This is a genomic window from Streptomyces sp. NPDC002386, from assembly GCF_053593175.1.
Genome location: NZ_JBSFBX010000009.1, coordinates 274661 through 291965 on the forward strand (window position 1 = coordinate 274661; position 17305 = coordinate 291965).

Annotated in this window: 10 protein-coding genes and 2 pseudogenes; 8 read left to right on the forward strand and 4 right to left on the reverse strand. The window is 72.3% G+C overall.

Translation table 11 applies throughout. The annotated features are described in order from the left end of the window. Nucleotides 1-15: 15 nt before the first annotated feature. Complete coding sequence (locus ACWCPN_RS20305) at nt 16-1830, forward strand: chitinase (RefSeq protein WP_451207904.1); 1815 nt, start codon at nt 16-18, stop codon at nt 1828-1830. Here the strand turns inward: ACWCPN_RS20305 and ACWCPN_RS20310 are convergent. Then, nucleotides 1772-2431 (reverse strand): annotated as a pseudogene (locus ACWCPN_RS20310) (phosphatase PAP2 family protein); the annotation flags it as partial. The gene ACWCPN_RS20305 and the pseudogene ACWCPN_RS20310 overlap by 59 nt on opposite strands. Before the next feature lie 376 nt (nt 2432-2807). Next, nucleotides 2808-4142 carry a 4-aminobutyrate--2-oxoglutarate transaminase gene (gabT, locus tag ACWCPN_RS20315; RefSeq protein WP_451207907.1) on the reverse strand — a complete coding sequence of 445 codons (1335 nt, stop codon included), beginning with the start codon at nt 4140-4142 and terminating at the stop codon, nt 2808-2810. Between the two features lie 287 nt (nt 4143-4429). Between gabT and ACWCPN_RS20320 the strand changes: the two genes are divergently transcribed. From ACWCPN_RS20320 to ACWCPN_RS20330, 3 genes are all read left to right on the forward strand, one after another. Continuing rightward, complete coding sequence (locus tag ACWCPN_RS20320; RefSeq protein WP_451207910.1) at nt 4430-6556, forward strand: ATP-binding protein; 2127 nt, start codon at nt 4430-4432, stop codon at nt 6554-6556. Between the two features lie 139 nt (nt 6557-6695). Continuing rightward, the gene (locus ACWCPN_RS20325) at nt 6696-8267 is read left to right on the forward strand and encodes a PucR family transcriptional regulator ligand-binding domain-containing protein (protein WP_365129474.1); all 1572 of its coding nucleotides are present in this window, start codon (nt 6696-6698) and stop codon (nt 8265-8267) included. Between the two features lie 138 nt (nt 8268-8405). Next, nucleotides 8406-9851, forward strand: coding sequence for an aldehyde dehydrogenase family protein (locus ACWCPN_RS20330; protein WP_199212204.1), 1446 nt, complete (start codon nt 8406-8408; stop codon nt 9849-9851). Between the two features lie 156 nt (nt 9852-10007). On the opposite strand, the pseudogene ACWCPN_RS20335 reads toward ACWCPN_RS20330, so the two are convergent. Next, nucleotides 10008-10214 (reverse strand): annotated as a pseudogene (locus tag ACWCPN_RS20335) (LacI family DNA-binding transcriptional regulator); the annotation flags it as partial. 312 nt (nt 10215-10526) lie between these two features. Here ACWCPN_RS20335 and ACWCPN_RS20340 point away from each other — a divergent pair. Beyond that, a complete protein-coding gene (locus ACWCPN_RS20340) occupies nt 10527-12464 on the forward strand; it encodes an acyl-CoA dehydrogenase family protein (protein WP_451207913.1) in 1938 nt (645 codons plus the stop codon). A gap of 29 nt (nt 12465-12493) precedes the next feature. Here the strand turns inward: ACWCPN_RS20340 and ACWCPN_RS20345 are convergent, their stop codons facing one another. Further along, nucleotides 12494-12955 carry a hypothetical protein gene (locus tag ACWCPN_RS20345; protein ID WP_392295186.1) on the reverse strand — a complete coding sequence of 154 codons (462 nt, stop codon included), beginning with the start codon at nt 12953-12955 and terminating at the stop codon, nt 12494-12496. A gap of 280 nt (nt 12956-13235) precedes the next feature. Between ACWCPN_RS20345 and dxr the strand changes: the two genes are divergently transcribed. The 3 genes from dxr (at nt 13236) to ispG (ending at nt 17129) form a co-directional block, all read left to right on the forward strand. Then, complete coding sequence (gene dxr, locus ACWCPN_RS20350; RefSeq protein ID WP_451207917.1) at nt 13236-14501, forward strand: 1-deoxy-D-xylulose-5-phosphate reductoisomerase; 1266 nt, start codon at nt 13236-13238, stop codon at nt 14499-14501. A gap of 8 nt (nt 14502-14509) precedes the next feature. Next, a complete protein-coding gene (locus ACWCPN_RS20355) occupies nt 14510-15802 on the forward strand; it encodes a M50 family metallopeptidase (RefSeq protein ID WP_199213683.1) in 1293 nt (430 codons plus the stop codon). A 169-nt stretch (nt 15803-15971) separates the two neighbouring features. Beyond that, the gene (gene ispG / locus ACWCPN_RS20360) at nt 15972-17129 is read left to right on the forward strand and encodes a flavodoxin-dependent (E)-4-hydroxy-3-methylbut-2-enyl-diphosphate synthase (RefSeq protein ID WP_365129479.1); all 1158 of its coding nucleotides are present in this window, start codon (nt 15972-15974) and stop codon (nt 17127-17129) included. Nucleotides 17130-17305: the final 176 nt, after the last annotated feature.

The window sequence follows — 17305 nt, forward strand, 5'->3', positions numbered from 1 at the left end:
GCTCCGGAGGCCCTTGTGGACCGCGCCAGACGCGACCGACGCCCCAGATCACTCCTCGCCCTGTTCACGGCCGCGCTGCTGGCCGTGCCCGGCGTCACCGCGCTCTCGTCGGCCGCCCACGCGGCCGACGCGGACCTGGCGCGCAACGGCGGCTTCGAGTCCGGCCTCGACGGCTGGACCTGCACGGCCGGGACCACGGTCACCTCACCCGTGCACAGCGGCGGTGCGGCGCTGCGGGCCACCCCGGCCGGCAGCGACAACGCCCAGTGCGCGCAGACGGTGACCGTGCAGCCGAACGCGCAGTACACCCTGTCCGGCTACGTACGCGGCTCCTACGTCTACCTCGGCGCGACCGGCACCGGCACCACCGACGTATCCACCTGGACCCAGTCCGCCGCCGACTGGCAGAAGCTGACCACCACCTTCACCACCGGCGCCGCCACCACGAAGGTGACCGTCTACACGCACGGCTGGTACGGCACCGGCGCCTACCACGCCGACGACATCTCCCTGACCGGCCCGGGCGGGAGCGCGCAGCAGCCGCCCGCCGCGCCCACCGGCCTGAGGACCGGCACCGTCACCTCCTCCTCCGTCGCCCTGTCCTGGTCGGCGGTGGCGGGTGCCACCGGCTACGCGGTCTACCGCGACGGGGTCAGGGTGCAGACGGCCGGCGGCACTTCGGCCACCGTCACCGGGCTCACGCCCTCGACGGCGTACGCCTTCCAGGTGACCGCGGTCAACGACGCGGGGGAGTCCGCGAAGTCGGCCACCGTGACCGCGACGACCCCGGCCGGCTCCGGCGGCGGCACACCCGGACTGCCCGCGCACGCGCTGGTCGGCTACCTCCACACCACCTTCGCCAACGGCTCCGGCTACACCCGCCTGGCCGACGTGCCCGAGAGCTGGGACGTCATCGACCTCGCCTTCGGCGAGCCGACCTCGGTCACCTCCGGCGACATCCGGTTCAACCGCTGCCCGGTCACCGAATGCCCGAACGTGGAGAGCGACGCCGACTTCAAGGCGGCGATCAGCGCCAAGCAGGCGGCCGGCAAGAAGGTGCTGATCTCCATCGGCGGCCAGAACGGCCAGGTCCAGCTCACCACGACGGCCGCGCGGGACACGTTCGTCGCCTCCGTCTCGAAGATCATCGACGACTACGGCCTGGACGGCCTCGACATCGACTTCGAGGGGCACTCGCTCTCGCTGAACGCGAACGACACGGACTTCAGGAACCCGACCACTCCGGTGATCGTCAACCTGATCTCCGCCCTGAGGATCCTGAAGGCCAGGTACGGCTCGAAGTTCGTGCTGACGATGGCGCCGGAGACCTTCTTCGTGCAGAACGGCTACCAGTACTACGGCACCGGCAAGTGGGGCGGCCAGGACCCGCGCTGCGGGGCGTACCTCCCGGTCATCCACGCCCTGCGCGACGACCTGACCCTGCTGCACGTCCAGGACTACAACTCCGGCCCGGTCATGGGCCTGGACAACCAGTACCACTCCATGGGCGGCGCCGACTTCCACATCGCCATGACCGACATGCTGCTCACCGGCTTCCCGGTGGCGGGCGACGCGAACAACGTCTTCCCGCCGCTGCGCCCCGACCAGGTCGCCATCGGCATGCCGGCCTCGGTCAACGCGGGCAACGGCTACGTCTCGCCGTCCGAGGTCACCAAGACCCTGGACTGCCTCACGAAGAGGACGAACTGCGGCTCGTACGCGACCCACGGGACCTGGCCCGCCCTGCGGGGTCTGATGACCTGGTCGGTGAACTGGGACCGCTACGCGAACTGGGAGTTCCAGAAGAACTTCGACGCGTACTTCGGCTGAGCACCACACGGGGAACGAGGAACAGGGTGGCCAGCAGCACGGTGCTCAGGCACCAGCTGGCCACCACGTCCAGCGGCCAGTGCCAGCCCCGGCGGACCAGGCCGTAGGAAACGCCGAGCACGAGGGCCGCGCAGCCGCCGGCGAGGAACCGGCGGGCGGCCGGGGTGCGGAGCCAGGGCAGCAGCAGCAGGGTCGCCGAGCCGTACGCGATCGCCGCCGTCGCCGTGTGGCCGGACGGGAAGTAGCCGGTCCCCGGGGGCACCACGGGTGTTCCCGGGCGGTCCGTCCACTCCTTCAGCGGGACCACGATCGCCGGGACCAGTGCCATCAGGGCGGCCGCGACGGCCGGCCGCAGCCACCACAGGTGCGTGCCCGAGGCGCGGCCGCGCCAGGCGACGTACCCGACGGCCAGGAGCAGCACGGGGACCGCCACCTCGACGTTGCCGAGGTCGGAGAGGCCCGCGGAGAACCGGTCCGGGTGGACCAGGGCCCGGCTCAGCCGCTCGTCCATCCGTGTCAGGGGACCGCCGGCGACGACCTGCCAGGTGATCGCCGCGAACAGGAGGAGAAGGAGAAGGCACAGACCCAGGAGCACAGTCATGAGGGACAGACTGGCAGGTTTCGGCCGGGAAGGAGGTCGGCCGCCCAGGAACAGGGGGGGTGGTTCCGGGGCGGCCGTCCGGACCGGAACGTCGCTCGCCCCGGGGGGTTTGGGGCGGCGACCGTCCGATCGGTGAGGAGATCCCGGAGCCGTCAGGCCCCGGTTGTGTGCGCGAGGGCACGACCAGGTCGAAGCTGGGGAGGCCCCGTCCTGAGATCGCCCACAGTCCCCTGTGGGCGGGGTGTATCTCTCATCTGGGTAGAACCTACGGCAGGCCGGGGCGCTTGGGCAGACGCAATCGCGTCCCGCCATCCACCTCGCACACCTTCTTCACACGGCCTGCCGCAGGAACTGTGCAGAGGTGCGACCGGGTCGCTCAGATGCGCGAGAAGGCCTGCTCGATGATGTCGAGGCCCTCGTTCAGCAGGTCCTCGCCGATCACCAGCGGGGGCAGGAAGCGCAGCACGTTGCCGTAGGTGCCGCAGGTGAGCACCAGCAGGCCCTCGGCGTGGCAGGCCTTGGCGAGTGCCGCGGTGGCCTCAGCGTTCGGCTCCTTGGTGGCGCGGTCCTTGACCAGCTCGATGGCGATCATCGCGCCGCGGCCGCGTACCTCGCCGATGATGTCGAACTTCTCGGCCATGGCGCCGAGGCGGGCCTTCATGACCGCCTCGATGTTCTTCGCCCTGGCGTTGAGGTCCTGCTCCTTCATCGTCTCGATCGCGCCGAGCGCACCGGCGCAGGCCACCGGGTTGCCGCCGTAGGTGCCGCCGAGGCCGCCCGCGTGCGCGGCGTCCATGATCTCGGCGCGGCCGGTGACGGCGGCGAGCGGCAGACCACCGGCGATGCCCTTGGCGGTGGTGATCAGGTCCGGGACGATGCCCTCGTCCTCGCAGGCGAACCACTGGCCGGTACGGCAGAAGCCGGACTGGATCTCGTCCGCGACGAACACGATGCCGTTGTCGGCGGCGAACTGGCGGATGGCCGGCAGGAAGCCCTTGGCCGGCTCGATGAAGCCGCCCTCACCGAGCACCGGCTCGATGATGATCGCGGCCACGTTGTCCGGGCCGACCTGCTTGGTGATCTGGTCGATGGCCTGCTTGGCGGCCTCGGGGCCGGCGTTCTCCGGGCCGGTCGGCCAGCGGTAGCCGTAGGCGACCGGGACGCGGTAGACCTCGGGGGCGAACGGCCCGAAGCCGTGCTTGTACGGCATGTTCTTCGCGGTCAGCGCCATGGTCAGGTTCGTACGGCCGTGGTAGCCGTGGTCGAACACGACGACCGCCTGGCGCTTGGTGTACGCACGCGCGATCTTGACGGCGTTCTCCACCGCCTCGGCGCCGGAGTTGAACAGCGCCGACTTCTTGGCGTGGTCGCCCGGGGTCAGCTCGGCGAGGGCCTCGGCGACCGCCACGTAGCCCTCGTACGGCGTGACCATGAAACAGGTGTGGGTGAAGTCGGCGAGCTGGGCGCCCGCACGCCGCACCACGGCCTCGGCGGACGCGCCGACCGAGGTCACGGCGATGCCGGAGCCGAAGTCGATCAGGCGGTTTCCGTCGACGTCCTCGATGATGCCGCCGCCGGCGCGGGTGACGAAGACCGGCAGCGTGGAGCCCACGCCCTGCGCGACCACGGCGGTGCGGCGGGCCTGCAGCTCCTGCGACTTCGGGCCGGGGATGGCGGTGGCGACGCGGCGCTCCTGCGGAAGTGCGGTCATGGGGGCTCCCTGTGATCTTGCGTACCGGGTGTTCCCGGGGGTTCCGGACGGTGCGTTTTTCGGACGCTTGTCTCTTTCTTCGCAGGTTAGGGCCGCCAAAGGGGTGTGGGCATGCTCCATGTGGGCGTTGTCGGGGAAGCCCGTTGTCCGTGGTGGACATAGCAAGGGGTGACGGATGTGCCGGGACCGTCCGTCCGCCCGGCCGCGTAAGCGGTGAACTCCCGTTCCCGGGGCGTTAGATTGGCTCGCTGACGGTGGACGGAACGGCAGGTCAGGGGGAAACGGCCATGGACAGCGACGCGACGCGGGACGCGCGCGGCACGCATGCGAATCCGGTGCCGCGTCCGGCGGTGCCCCCGGAGGGTGCCGCCCTGCCGCCGATGCCCCCGGTTCCGCCGGGCGCGCCGCCGCGGCCGGACGGCTCGGCCTTCCTCGCCTGGCTGCGGGCGTCCAGGCCGCAGGCCGCGCCCGGCGTGTGGCGGTTCGGGCACCGGCCGCGACCCGAGCAGGAGCCCGAGCTGATCCCCGCCCGGCAGCTGCTGAGCGGCGCGCTGATCGCGTTCCTGGTGGGCTGGCTGGTGTGGTCCCTGCTGTGGAACGGCTACCTCGGCGGCTGGTGGGTGCTGCCGCTCGAACTGTTCACCCCGGACTCCTGGCGCCAGGGCAACAGCGCCGTCGGCAACGCCGTCCTCTGGTACTCGTACTACACGCTCATCGCCGTCGTCATCATGCTCGTCGTCGGCCGGCTCGGCCGCTGGGGCGAGGTCTGGCGGCGCTACGGCCCGCCCGCCTGGCGCCCGGCCGCGCCCGCCACCGAACAGCCCCCCGCACCCGAGCAGGACCCCGCCGAATGGCCGCAGCTCCGGGCCTCCGGCGCGCACGACGCCGCGGCGCGGCTGGCCGCCGACGCGCGGGCCGGGCTGATGCGCGACGTCGACCACGCCCGGATCAGCCGGGCCTGGCAGGGCGTGCGGTCCGGCGCGCACAGCCTCGCCGCCTTCACCGGCGCCGTACTGAAGGACGGCGCCGCCGCCTGCCCGCACCCCTCGGGCGAGCGCGACCTGCCCGCCCGGCAGGCCCGGCACGACCTCGTCACCGGCCAGGTGCGCCTCGGCACCACCGCCGACGACCCGCGCAACCCCTACCACTACCGGGGCGCCGGACTCGCTCTCGGGCCCGAGCTGCTCGGCACCTCCCTGCTCGCCGTCGGCCCGGCCGGCTCCGGCAAGACCGGCTCCGTGGTCCGGCCGCTCGCCGAGTCGCTGTGCCTGCACGCGCTCGCCGGACAGGCGGCGCTCGTCGTCGTCGGCGCGGCGGGCGCCGGGCTCGGGCCGGACGGCTCCTACGACGTCGTCGTGCGGGTCGGGCACCCCGACTCCGTCTACGACCTCGACCTGTACGGCGGCACCACCGACCCGGACGAGGCCGCCGCCATACTCGCCGAGGCCCTCGTGGGCGACCTCGCCGACCCGCACCCCGGCAGCGACAGCCGCCGCTCCACCACCGTCCTCGCCCAGCTCCTCGGGCCCTTCCAGGCCGTCCACGGCCGTTTCCCCTCCGTGCCCGAGCTGCGCCAGCTCCTCGACGGCACCCCCGGCCCGCTGGCCGCCCTGCGCAAGGCGCTCACCGACACCGGGCACGCCTCGCTGCTGCGCGAACTGGACGCCCGCGAGCGCCAGATGGCCCACCCGGGCGATGTCGGCGCGGTGCTCGCCGACCGGGTCGCGCTGCTCGACCGGCCCGCCTTCGCCGCCTTCTTCGACACCTCCGGGGGGTCCCGGCCGTTCTCGCTGAAGGCCCTGGACCACCCGGTGCGGGTCCGTATCGACCTCCCGCAGCGCGGCCACGCCGACGCCTCCCGGATCCTGGCCCGGCTGGTGCTCGCCCAGTTCACGGCCAGTGTGACGGCGCGGGAGGACCGGTCGCTCTTCGCCTGCCTGCTGCTGGACGACGCCTCCGGCGTGGTCACCCCCGAGGCGGTCCGCGGCATCCAGCGGCTGCGGTCGGCGGGCGCGGGCGCCGTCCTGACGCTGCGCACCCTGGACGACGTGCCCCGGCCGCTGCGCGGCCCGCTGCTCGGCTCCGCCGGATGCCGGATGGCGCTGTCCGGGCTCACCCCCTGGGACGGGCAGGACTTCGCCGAGGTGTGGGGCAAGGAGTGGACCGAGACCCGGGACGTCACCGACCGGCAGATCATCGCCGAGACCCCGGCCGGCAAGGCCGTGCACATGCTGCGCCGGGTCATCACCGGGCAGGCGCCCACGGCCCGGGCCGTCACCGTCCGCCAGGTGGAGCGTGAGCGCTGGTCCGCCTCCGAGCTGGCGCACGGGGTGCCGCCCGGGCACGCGGTGCTGTCGCTGACGACCGTGCGGGGTGAGCACGCCCCGCCGCTGCTGGTGGACCTGCGGGGCTGAGGGCGGGCCGAACGGCCCTCGGCGGACCGTACGGTGCGGCAGAATCGGCATAGGCTGTTCATACGCGGCGGCCAAATGATCCCGATCCGGCCGTCACCGGGACACCCGTCCGACCGGTGCACCACGACCTGAAGGCCCCATGCCCCCGACCCTCGCCTCGCTCGTCCACCACTCCGCGCTCAAGCTGACCGTGCGCGCGGGCGAGGACCGTCTCGACGTACCCGTCCGGTGGGCGCACGTGAGCGAGCTGGCCGACCCCGTGCCCTACATGGAGGGCGGCGAGCTGCTGCTGATCACCGCGCTCAAGCTGGACGCGGAGGATCCGCAGGCCATGCGCCGGTACGTGCGGCGACTGGCCGGGGCGGGCGTGGTCGGGCTCGGCTTCGCGGTCGGCGTCAACTACGAGGAGATCCCCGGGGCCCTCGTCGACGCCGCCGAGGAGGAGGGGCTGCCGCTGCTGGAGGTGCCCCGCCGCACCCCGTTCCTCGCCATCAGCAAGGCCGTCTCCGCCGCGATCGCCGCCGACCAGTACCGGGCCGTCACGGCGGGCTTCGCCGCCCAGCGCGAGCTGACCCGGCAGGCGCTGACCGCCGGCCCCGAGGGACTGCTCGCCGCGCTCGCCGCCCAGATCGACGGCTGGGCGGCGCTGTACGACGCCTCGGGCGCCGTCGTCGCCGCCGCGCCCGAGTGGGCCGGCCGCCGCGCCGCCCGGCTCACCGCCGAGGTGGAGCGGCTGCGGGAACGGCCCGCGCCGGCCTCCGCCGTGGTGGGCGGACCGGAGAACGAGGACCGGGTGGAGCTGCACTCGCTGGGGACGGGGAAGCGCCCGCGGGACGCGCTCGCCGTGGGGACGGCGGCCGCTTTGGGCACCGCCGAGCGCTACGCGCTGCACTCGGCGATCGCCCTGCTCACCCTCACCACCGAGCGCTCCCGCTCGCTGCACGCGGCCGAACAGCGGATCGGCGCGGCGGTGCTGCGCATGCTGCTCGCCGGTGAGCCCGACCACGCCCGGGCGGTCGCCGGCGACCTGTACGGCGGGCTGCTCGACGCGCCGTTCCGGATGATCGTCGCCGAGTCCGTCTCCGGCGGCGACCCGCTGGGCACGCTCGCGGAGACGGTCGAGGCCGCGGCGGCGCGCGCCGGTGAGGCGGTGCTCGTGGTGCCGGAGGGGGAGCGGCTGGTGGTGCTGGTCGCCGACGGGGGCGCGGCGGTGGCCGCGTGCACCGGGTACGCGTCGGCCCTGGAGGGCGCGCGGGCCGTGCCCGAGCCGGGGGCGGCGCAGGAGGAGGACCTGGTGGTCGGCCTCTCGGCGCCGGCCGGCCCGATCGCGGCGGCCGCCGCCTACAAGCAGGCCGAGCAGGCGCTCTCGGTGGCGCGGCGGCGCGGCCGGGTGCTCGTCGAGCACGACCAGCTGGCCGCCGGGTCGGTGCTGCCGCTGCTGGCCGACGACGCGGTGAGGGCCTTCGCCGACGGGCTGCTGCGTCCCCTGTACGAGCACGACGCGACGGGGCGCGGGGACCTGGTCGCCTCCCTGCGCGCCTGGCTCTCCCGGCACGGCCAGTGGGACGCGGCCGCCGCGGACCTGGGTGTCCACCGGCACACGCTGCGGTACCGGATGCGCAGGGTCGAGGAGATCCTCGGCCGCAGCCTCGACGACCCCGACGTCCGCATGGAACTGTGGCTGGCCCTGAAGACGACGTCGACGGAGTGACAGGCTCCACCGCGCCAAACCGGCACACCCCGATCCCCGACTGCTACGACTCGGACAAGCGACCCCCGCCCGCCCCCGCCCTACCGTGGACCTCGAACCGAAAGCACACCCACAACGCGGAAGGGCCGGACGACTCACATGACTTCCACCCACGCCTTCTGGCTCGCCGGCCGCCAGGCCACCGGCGAGGACACCTTCGACGTCACGTCCCCGTGGGACGGCCGTCTCGTCGGCAAGGTCAGCGTGCCGACCGAGGCCCAGGTCGAGGAGGCCGTGGCCGCCGCGTACGCCGTCCGCGAGGACTTCGCCGCCACCCCGGCCCACGTGCGCGCCGCCGCCCTCGACCACGTCAGCAGGCGTCTGGCCGAGCGCACCGAGGAGATCGCCCAGCTCATCTCCGCCGAGAACGGCAAGCCGATCAAGTGGGCCCGGGGCGAGGTCGGCCGCGCCGTCTCCGTCTTCCGGTTCGCCGCCGAGGAGGCCCGCCGCTTCAACGGCGGCGAGGCCCAGCGCCTGGACACCGACGCCGGCGGCCAGGGCCGGCTGGCGCTGACCCGCCGCTTCCCGAAGGGCGTCGTCCTCGGCATCGCGCCGTTCAACTTCCCGCTGAACCTGTGCGCGCACAAGATCGCCCCGGCCATCGCCGCCGGCGCCCCGATCATCCTCAAGCCCGCCCCGGCCACCCCGCTGTCCGGCCTCATCCTCGGTGACCTGCTCGCCGAGACCGAGCTGCCGACCGGCTCCTGGTCGATCCTCCCGGTGGCCAACGACCGCATGCCCGCCCTCGTCCAGGACGAGCGCCTGCCGGTGATCTCCTTCACCGGTTCGGAGAAGGTCGGCTACGCGATCATGGACTCGGTGCCGCGCAAGCACTGCACCCTGGAACTCGGCGGCAACGGCGCGGCCGTCGTGCTCGGCGACTTCGCGAGCGACGAGGACCTGGACTGGGCCGCGACCCGCATCGCGACCTTCTCCAACTACCAGGGCGGCCAGTCCTGCATCTCCGTGCAGCGGGTCATCGCGGACGCCGCCGTGTACGACCGCCTGCTGCCGCGCATCGTCGCCGCCGTCGAGGCCCAGGTCACCGGTGACCCGTCCGACGCCAAGACCGACGTCGGCCCGCTGGTCAGCGAGGACGCCGCCAAGCGCGTCGAGGCCTGGGTGGACGAGGCCGTCGCCGCCGGGGCGAAGCTCCTCACGGGTGGCGAGCGCGACGGCGCCTCCTACGCGCCGACCGTCCTCACCGAGGTGCCCGCCGACACCACGATCTCCTGCGAGGAGGTCTTCGGGCCGGTCCTCACCGTGCGGAAGGTGGACGGCGAGGCCGAGGCCTTCGCCGCCGTCAACGACTCCAAGTACGGCCTCCAGGCGGGTGTGTTCACGCACGACCTGCAGGTCGCCTTCCGCGCCCACCGCGCCCTCGAGGTCGGCGGCGTCGTGATCGGCGACGTGCCGTCCTACCGCGCCGACCAGATGCCCTACGGCGGCGCCAAGCAGTCCGGTGTCGGCCGCGAGGGCGTGCGGTTCGCGATGGACGACTACACATACGAGCGCGTGCTGGTCCTCACCGGGCTCGCGCTCTGACCTGACCAACAGGTCGGCGACACGGCCGGAGCCCACTGTGCGGGGGCTCCGGCCGTCTCGCTTCCCCGGGCCGGAAGCGGGCTCAGCCGGCGAACCGGGGAACGCGGCACGCGTGCGGTGCCGTTCCCTCCGGGCACAGGGCCGCGAGGACCGCCTGCGCGGCGGGACCATCAGCGCGACGATGTTCGACCGGCTGCTCGCCAGGGCGCGGGCCCCGGCGTTCGGGTGGTGGCCGAGCTCCCGGATGCTCTGCCCGACCCGTTCCCGGGTGGTGGCGGAGATGGACCGCTTGCCACTGAGGACGTAGCTCACCGTGCTCGCCGAGACTCCGGCGTGCTTGGCGACCTCGGCGAGAGTGACCATCCGGCTTTCCAGGCCCCGTGAAGCGCTTCGACACGGCGCGGTGCCGACAACGGCGAGTGCGGGTGGTACGACAGTGGCCGCAGTGGGAGGAGAGGCCCACGGACCGTCGAAGCGCTCCGACAGCGATGCATCGACGGGCAGGTGCCGCCCGAAACCATTACACCTCGCCGTCACCGGCCTTCGGTGGACATTCCACCTGAACGGCGCGCGAGGGGTGGTGGGGTCGCCCCGTTTCGGGTACCAACGATCCAGTAGCACCGGTCGGTAACGAACGACCCTCAATGATCCCTCTTCGCGGCGAGGTGAGCCTCAATGTCCGCCCCCACCACCCAACGCACCAACGTCACCGAACGCGAGGCCCGCCAGGTGGCGGAGGCCGCCCGGGAACAGGACTGGCACAAGCCGAGTTTCGCCAAGGAACTGTTCCTCGGCCGCTTCCGGCTCGACCTCATCCACCCCCACCCGCTCCCCGACGCCGAGTCGGTACGGCGCGGCGAGGAGTTCCTGGCCGAACTGCGCGCCTTCTGCGAGTCGACGGTCGACTCCGCCCGCATCGAGCGCGAGGCCCGCATCCCCGACGAGGTCATCGCGGGCCTGAAGGAACTCGGCGCCCTCGGCATGAAGATCGACCCGAAGTACGGCGGTCTCGGCCTGACCCAGCTCTACTACAACAAGGCGCTGGCCCTGGCCGGCTCCGCCAGCCCCGCGGTCGGCGCCCTGCTCTCCGCCCACCAGTCGATCGGCGTACCGCAGCCGCTGAAGATCTTCGGCACCCAGGAGCAGAAGGACGCCTTCCTGCCCCGCTGCGCCCGCACCGACATCTCCGCCTTCCTGCTCACCGAGCCGGACGTCGGCTCCGACCCGGCACGCCTGGCCACCACGGCCGTGCCCGACGGCGACGACTACGTCCTCGACGGGGTCAAGCTGTGGACCACCAACGGCGTCGTCGCCGACCTGCTCGTCGTCATGGCCCGGGTGCCGAAGTCCGAGGGCCACAAGGGCGGCATCACCGCCTTCGTGGTGGAGGCCACCGCCGAGGGCGTCACCGTCGAGAACCGCAACGCCTTCATGGGGCTGCGCGGCATCGAGAACGGCGTCACCCGCTTCCACCAGGTCCGGGTGCCCGCCGCCAACCGCATCGGCCCGGAGGGCGCGGGTCTGAAGATCGCGCTCACCACCCTCAACACCGGCCGGCTCTCGCTGCCCGCGATGTGCGCCGGAGCCGGCAAGTGGTGCCTGAAGATCGCCCGGCAGTGGGCGGCGGAGCGGGAGCAGTGGGGCAAGCCGGTCGCGCTGCACGAGGCCGTCGGCTCCAAGATCAGCTTCATCGCGGCCACCACCTTCGCCCTGGAGGCCGTGCTCGACCTGTCCTCGCAGATGGCCGACGAGGACCGCAACGACATCCGCATCGAAGCCGCCCTCGCCAAGCTCTACGGCTCCGAGATGGCCTGGCTGATGGCCGACGAGCTGGTCCAGATCCGCGGCGGCCGCGGCTACGAGACCGCCGAGTCCCTCAGGGCGCGCGGCGAGCGGGCCGTCCCCGCCGAGCAGATGCTGCGCGACCTGCGCATCAACCGCATCTTCGAGGGCTCCACGGAGATCATGCACCTGCTGATCGCCCGCGAGGCCGTGGACGCCCACCTCTCGGTCGCCGGTGACCTCATCGACCCCGAGAAGACCCTCTCGGACAAGGCGAGGGCAGGCGCGAACGCGGGCGTCTTCTACGCCAAGTGGCTGCCGAAGCTGGTCGCGGGTCCCGGACAGCTGCCGTCCTCGTACGGCGAGTTCAAGCGCGAGGTCGATCTCTCCGGCCATCTGCGCTACGTCGAGCGGCACGCCCGCAAGCTGGCCCGCTCCACCTTCTACGCCATGTCCCGCTGGCAGGGCCGGATGGAGACCAAGCAGGGCTTCCTCGGCCGGATCGTGGACATCGGCGCCGAACTGTTCGCGATGAGCGCGGCCTGCGTCCGCGCCGAGCGGCTGCGCGGCGAGGGCGACCACGGCCGCGAGGCCTACCAGCTCGCCGACGCCTTCTGCCGCCAGGCCCGCATCAGGGTCGAGGAACTCTTCGGCCGCCTGTGGGCCAACACCGACGACATCGACCGCAAGGTGGTCGAAGGAGTCCTGGGCAGGACCTACACCTGGCTCGAGGACGGCGTCATCGACCCGTCCGGGGACGGCCCGTGGATCGCCGACGCGACCCCCGGACCGTCCGCACGGCCGAACGAACGGCGCCCCTACGGCGCCTGAACATCCCGCCCCGGACCGGGCACCTGGGCTCAGACGCCCCAGGTGCCCTGGTTCGAGGCGCAGTTCCAGCCCGTGCCCTTCAGGGTGAACTTCACCTTGTAGGAACGGGTGTTGAGCAGGTGCGTGGGCACCTTCACCCCGAGGCTGGTCTTCTTCTTGAGCGTCGTGGTGTACACGGCCACCGTCTTGGTCGTGTTCCTGGTGACCTTGCCGCCCTTCGCCTTGGCCGTGCCGAAGCGGATGTTGCGGACGTTCGTCACGGTGAACGTGACCTTCGAGAAGCTCTTCGTGGTGCTCTTGTTCTTGATCCCGAAGTACAGGCCGCCGTTGGTCACCCAGCCGTGCGAGTCGACGTAGAAGCGGCTCGGGTAGACCAGGTCGACCGGGCAGCCGGAACTGGTCGCCGTCGCGGCGGACGCGACACCGCCCAGACCGAGCTGAGCGGCGGTGAAGACCCCCGCCGCCGCCAGGACGGTCGCGGTCGTGCGCATGCGGTTCATCGTGGTTTCTCTCCTCCCCCTGTGAGCCACCAGGACGTGGCACCAGCGGGCAGAATGCCATGAGCGCGGGCCCCACGCCCGGGAATTCACCCGGTCCGGCGGTACGCGCGGTCGCGCCGTTGACACCCCCGGCACGGACGATCCTCACGCCCGCCCTACATCAGGAGGGACGAGGACAAGCACCGCATCCGGCGACGAAAACCGGGGACGCTCCCCTTCATGGGGGGGACGCCCTGTCCGGACGGCCGCGGCTTGCGGCGACAATGGGGGGATGACCGACAGTCCCGCCAGCCCCGCGCCCCTCGCCGACCCGCACCTCGTGTACGACCCGCTCGCGGGAGACGGCCCGAAGGACGTGGTGATCCTCGGTTCCACCGGGTCCATCGGAACCCAGGCCATCGACCTCGTGCTGCGCCATCCGGACCGCTTCCGGGTCACCGCCCTCTCCGCGAACGGCGCCCGCCCGGCCCTGCTCGCCGAGCAGGCGCACCGCCTGCGGGCGCGGACCGTCGCGGTCGCCCGCGAGGACGCGGTGCCGGCCCTGCGCGAGGCGCTGACCGCGCTCTACGGCGCCTCGGAGCCGCAGCCCGAGATCGTCGCCGGACCGGACGCGGCCGCCCAGCTCGCGGCCTCCGACTGCCACACCGTGCTGAACGGCATCACCGGGTCCATCGGACTCGCGCCCACCCTGGCCGCCCTGGAGGCGGGCCGCACCCTCGCGCTCGCCAACAAGGAGTCGCTGATCGTCGGCGGCCCGCTGGTCAAGGCGCTCGCCAAGCCCGGGCAGATCATCCCGGTCGACTCCGAGCACGCCGCGCTGTTCCAGGCCCTCGCCGCCGGCACCCGCGCCGACGTGCGCAAGCTCGTCGTCACCGCGTCCGGCGGCCCGTTCCGCGGCCGGACCAGGGCGGAGCTGGCGGACGTCACCGTCGAGGACGCCCTCGCGCACCCCACCTGGGCCATGGGCCCGGTGATCACGATCAACTCGGCGACCCTCGTCAACAAGGGCCTGGAAGTCATCGAGGCGCACCTGCTCTACGACATTCCCTTCGACCGCATTGAGGTCGTCGTGCACCCGCAGTCGTATGTCCACTCGATGGTCGAGTTCACCGACGGATCCACGATCGCCCAGGCGACGCCCCCCGACATGCGCGGGCCCATCGCCATCGGTCTGGGCTGGCCCGAACGCGTCCCGGACGCGGCGCCCGCCTTCGACTGGAGCAAGGCCTCCACATGGGAGTTCTTCCCGCTCGACGACGAGGCCTTCCCCTCGGTGAACCTCGCCCGTCACGTGGGGCGGCTCGCGGGCACCGCCCCGGCGGTGTTCAATGCCGCCAACGAGGAATGCGTCGAGGCCTTCCGCAGCGGCGCACTGCCCTTCAACGGGATCATGGAGACCGTCACCCGGGTCGTCGAGGAGCACGGCACCCCGGTCACGGGAACCTCACTCACCGTGTCGGACGTCCTCGAAGCGGAGACCTGGGCGCGGGCCCGGGCCCGCGCACTGACAGACCGGACCGCGGAGGCGCGTGCATGACGACCTTGATGTTCATCCTCGGCATAGTGGTCTTCGCGGTCGGCCTGCTCGTCTCCATCGCGTGGCACGAGCTGGGTCACCTGTCCACGGCCAAGCTCTTCGGCATCCGCGTCCCGCAGTACATGGTCGGCTTCGGCCCGACCATCTGGTCGCGCCGGAAGGGCGAGACCGAGTACGGCATCAAGGCCGTCCCGCTCGGCGGCTACATCCGCATGATCGGCATGTTCCCGCCCGACGACGCCGGCCGGGTCTCCGCCCGCTCCACCTCCCCGTGGCGCGGCATGATCGAGGACGCCCGGTCCGCCGCCTTCGAGGAGCTGAAGGAGGGCGACGAGACGCGGATGTTCTACACGCGCAAGCCGTGGAAGCGCGTCATCGTCATGTTCGCGGGCCCGTTCATGAACCTGGTGCTCGCGATCGGCCTGTTCCTCACCGTGCTGATGGGCTTCGGCATCCAGCAGCAGACCACCACCGTCGCCTCCGTCTCGCCCTGCGTCATCGCCCAGAGCGAGAACCGCGACAGCTGCAAGAAGTCCGACCCCGCCTCACCGGCGGCGGCCGCCGGCATGAAGAACGGCGACCGCATCGTCTCCTTCGCCGGCACGCCGACCAGGGACTGGAACACCCTCTCCGACCTCATCCGGGACAGCGCGGGCAAGGACGTGGCGATCGTCGTCGACCGCAAGGGCCGGGAACTGACCCTGCACGCGAAGATCGCCACGAACCAGGTGGCCAAGAAGGACTCCAGCGGAACCTACGTCCAGGGGAAGTACGTCAAGGCGGGCTTCCTCGGCTTCAGCTCCGCCACCGGGGTCGTCAAGCAGGACTTCGGCCAGTCCGTGACCTGGATGACCGACCGGGTGGGCGACGCCGTCGACTCGCTCATCGCCCTGCCCGGCAAGATCCCCGCCCTGTGGGACGCCGCCTTCGGCGACGGCCCGCGCGAACCGGACTCCCCGATGGGCATCGTCGGCGCGGCCCGGGTCACCGGCGAGATCGCCACGCTGGACATCCCGGCCTCGCAGCAGCTGGCCATGGCCGTGTTCGTGGTCGCCGGGTTCAACCTCTCCCTGTTCCTGTTCAACATGCTCCCGCTGCTCCCGCTCGACGGCGGGCACATCGCGGGCGCCCTGTGGGAGTCGCTGCGGCGCGGCGTGGCCCGCGTGCTGCGCCGCCCGGACCCGGGCCCCTTCGACGTGGCCAAGCTGATGCCGGTGGCGTACGTGGTCGCGGGGATCTTCGTCTGCTTCACGATCCTCGTGCTGATCGCCGACGTCGTTAACCCGGTGAAAATCTCCTAGCCACCGGATGGTGGAGGCGGCCCGGGACACTCCGTCCCGGGCCGCCTTCCGTCCGGTGTGTTTGCCGGGTGGGATGTGCCCGCGCCCGGGCCCGTGCCGTAATCTCGAAGCCTGGAGCCCGCCGATCACGGGACCGGATGTTGATCCACGACTTGGGGTTGCACAGCAGATGACTGCGATTTCTCTCGGCATGCCGTCCGTTCCGACCAAGCTCGCCGAGCGCCGGAAGAGCCGGCAGATCCAGGTCGGTACCGTGGCGGTCGGCGGGGACGCGCCCGTCTCGGTGCAGTCGATGACCACGACCCGTACGTCCGACGTGGGCGCGACCCTGCAGCAGATCGCGGAGCTGACCGCGTCCGGCTGCCAGATCGTCCGGGTGGCCTGCCCCACGCAGGACGACGCCGACGCGCTGGCGACCATCGCCCGCAAGTCGCAGATCCCGGTGATCGCGGACATCCACTTCCAGCCCAAGTACGTCTTCGCCGCCATCGAGGCCGGCTGCGCCGCCGTCCGTGTCAACCCGGGCAACATCAAGCAGTTCGACGACAAGGTCAAGGAGATCGCGCGGGCCGCCAAGGACCACGGCACGCCGATCCGGATCGGCGTCAACGCCGGCTCCCTGGACCGGCGGCTGCTGCAGAAGTACGGCAAGGCCACCCCGGAGGCCCTGGTCGAGTCGGCGCTGTGGGAGGCGTCCCTCTTCGAGGAGCACGACTTCCGCGACATCAAGATCTCCGTCAAGCACAACGACCCGGTCGTGATGATCGAGGCCTACAAGCAGCTCGCCGCCCAGTGCGACTACCCGCTGCACCTCGGCGTCACCGAGGCGGGCCCCGCCTTCCAGGGCACCATCAAGTCGGCCGTCGCCTTCGGCGCCCTGCTCTCCCAGGGCATCGGCGACACCATCCGCGTCTCCCTGTCCGCGCCTCCCGTGGAGGAGGTCAAGGTCGGCAACCAGATCCTGGAGTCCCTCAACCTCAAGCAGCGCGGCCTGGAGATCGTCTCCTGCCCGTCCTGCGGCCGCGCCCAGGTCGACGTCTACAAGCTCGCCGAGGAAGTCACCGCCGGACTGACCGGCATGGAGGTCCCGCTGCGCGTGGCCGTCATGGGCTGCGTCGTCAACGGACCCGGCGAGGCCCGCGAGGCCGACCTCGGCGTCGCCTCCGGCAACGGCAAGGGCCAGATCTTCGTCAAGGGCGAGGTCATCAAGACCGTCCCCGAGTCCAAGATCGTGGAGACCCTCATCGAGGAGGCCATGAAGCTCGCCGAGGCCATGGAGGCCGACGGCGTGGCCTCCGGCGAGCCCGAGGTCTCGGTGGCGGGCTGAGCCCCGCGCACACCGGCCCGGCAGGCCCCGGCCGGCTCCTTCCTTCCGCGCGCCCCGCGCCGGGCCCGCACCGGAACGTCCTGCTGGACGCGCCCCGGCGGGACCGGCGCGGGGCGTCCGGCTGTCACCGCCGAACCCGGGTCCCACCGCCGGCCGGGCGGGGACCGGGGCCCTCA

Excerpts from the sequence above, each read along its gene's own strand:
- dxr (WP_451207917.1), top strand. The coding sequence starts at position 13,236 with ATGACCGACAGTCCCGCCAGCCCCGCGCCCCTCGCCGACCCGCACCTC.
- ACWCPN_RS20320 (WP_451207910.1), top strand. The coding sequence starts at position 4,430 with ATGGACAGCGACGCGACGCGGGACGCGCGCGGCACGCATGCGAATCCG.
- ACWCPN_RS20355 (WP_199213683.1), top strand. The coding sequence starts at position 14,510 with ATGTTCATCCTCGGCATAGTGGTCTTCGCGGTCGGCCTGCTCGTCTCC.
- ACWCPN_RS20345 (WP_392295186.1), bottom strand. The coding sequence starts at position 12,955 with ATGCGCACGACCGCGACCGTCCTGGCGGCGGCGGGGGTCTTCACCGCC.
- ispG (WP_365129479.1), top strand. The coding sequence starts at position 15,972 with ATGACTGCGATTTCTCTCGGCATGCCGTCCGTTCCGACCAAGCTCGCC.
- ACWCPN_RS20325 (WP_365129474.1), top strand. The coding sequence starts at position 6,696 with ATGCCCCCGACCCTCGCCTCGCTCGTCCACCACTCCGCGCTCAAGCTG.
- ACWCPN_RS20330 (WP_199212204.1), top strand. The coding sequence starts at position 8,406 with ATGACTTCCACCCACGCCTTCTGGCTCGCCGGCCGCCAGGCCACCGGC.
- ACWCPN_RS20340 (WP_451207913.1), top strand. The coding sequence starts at position 10,527 with ATGTCCGCCCCCACCACCCAACGCACCAACGTCACCGAACGCGAGGCC.
- gabT (WP_451207907.1), bottom strand. The coding sequence starts at position 4,142 with ATGACCGCACTTCCGCAGGAGCGCCGCGTCGCCACCGCCATCCCCGGC.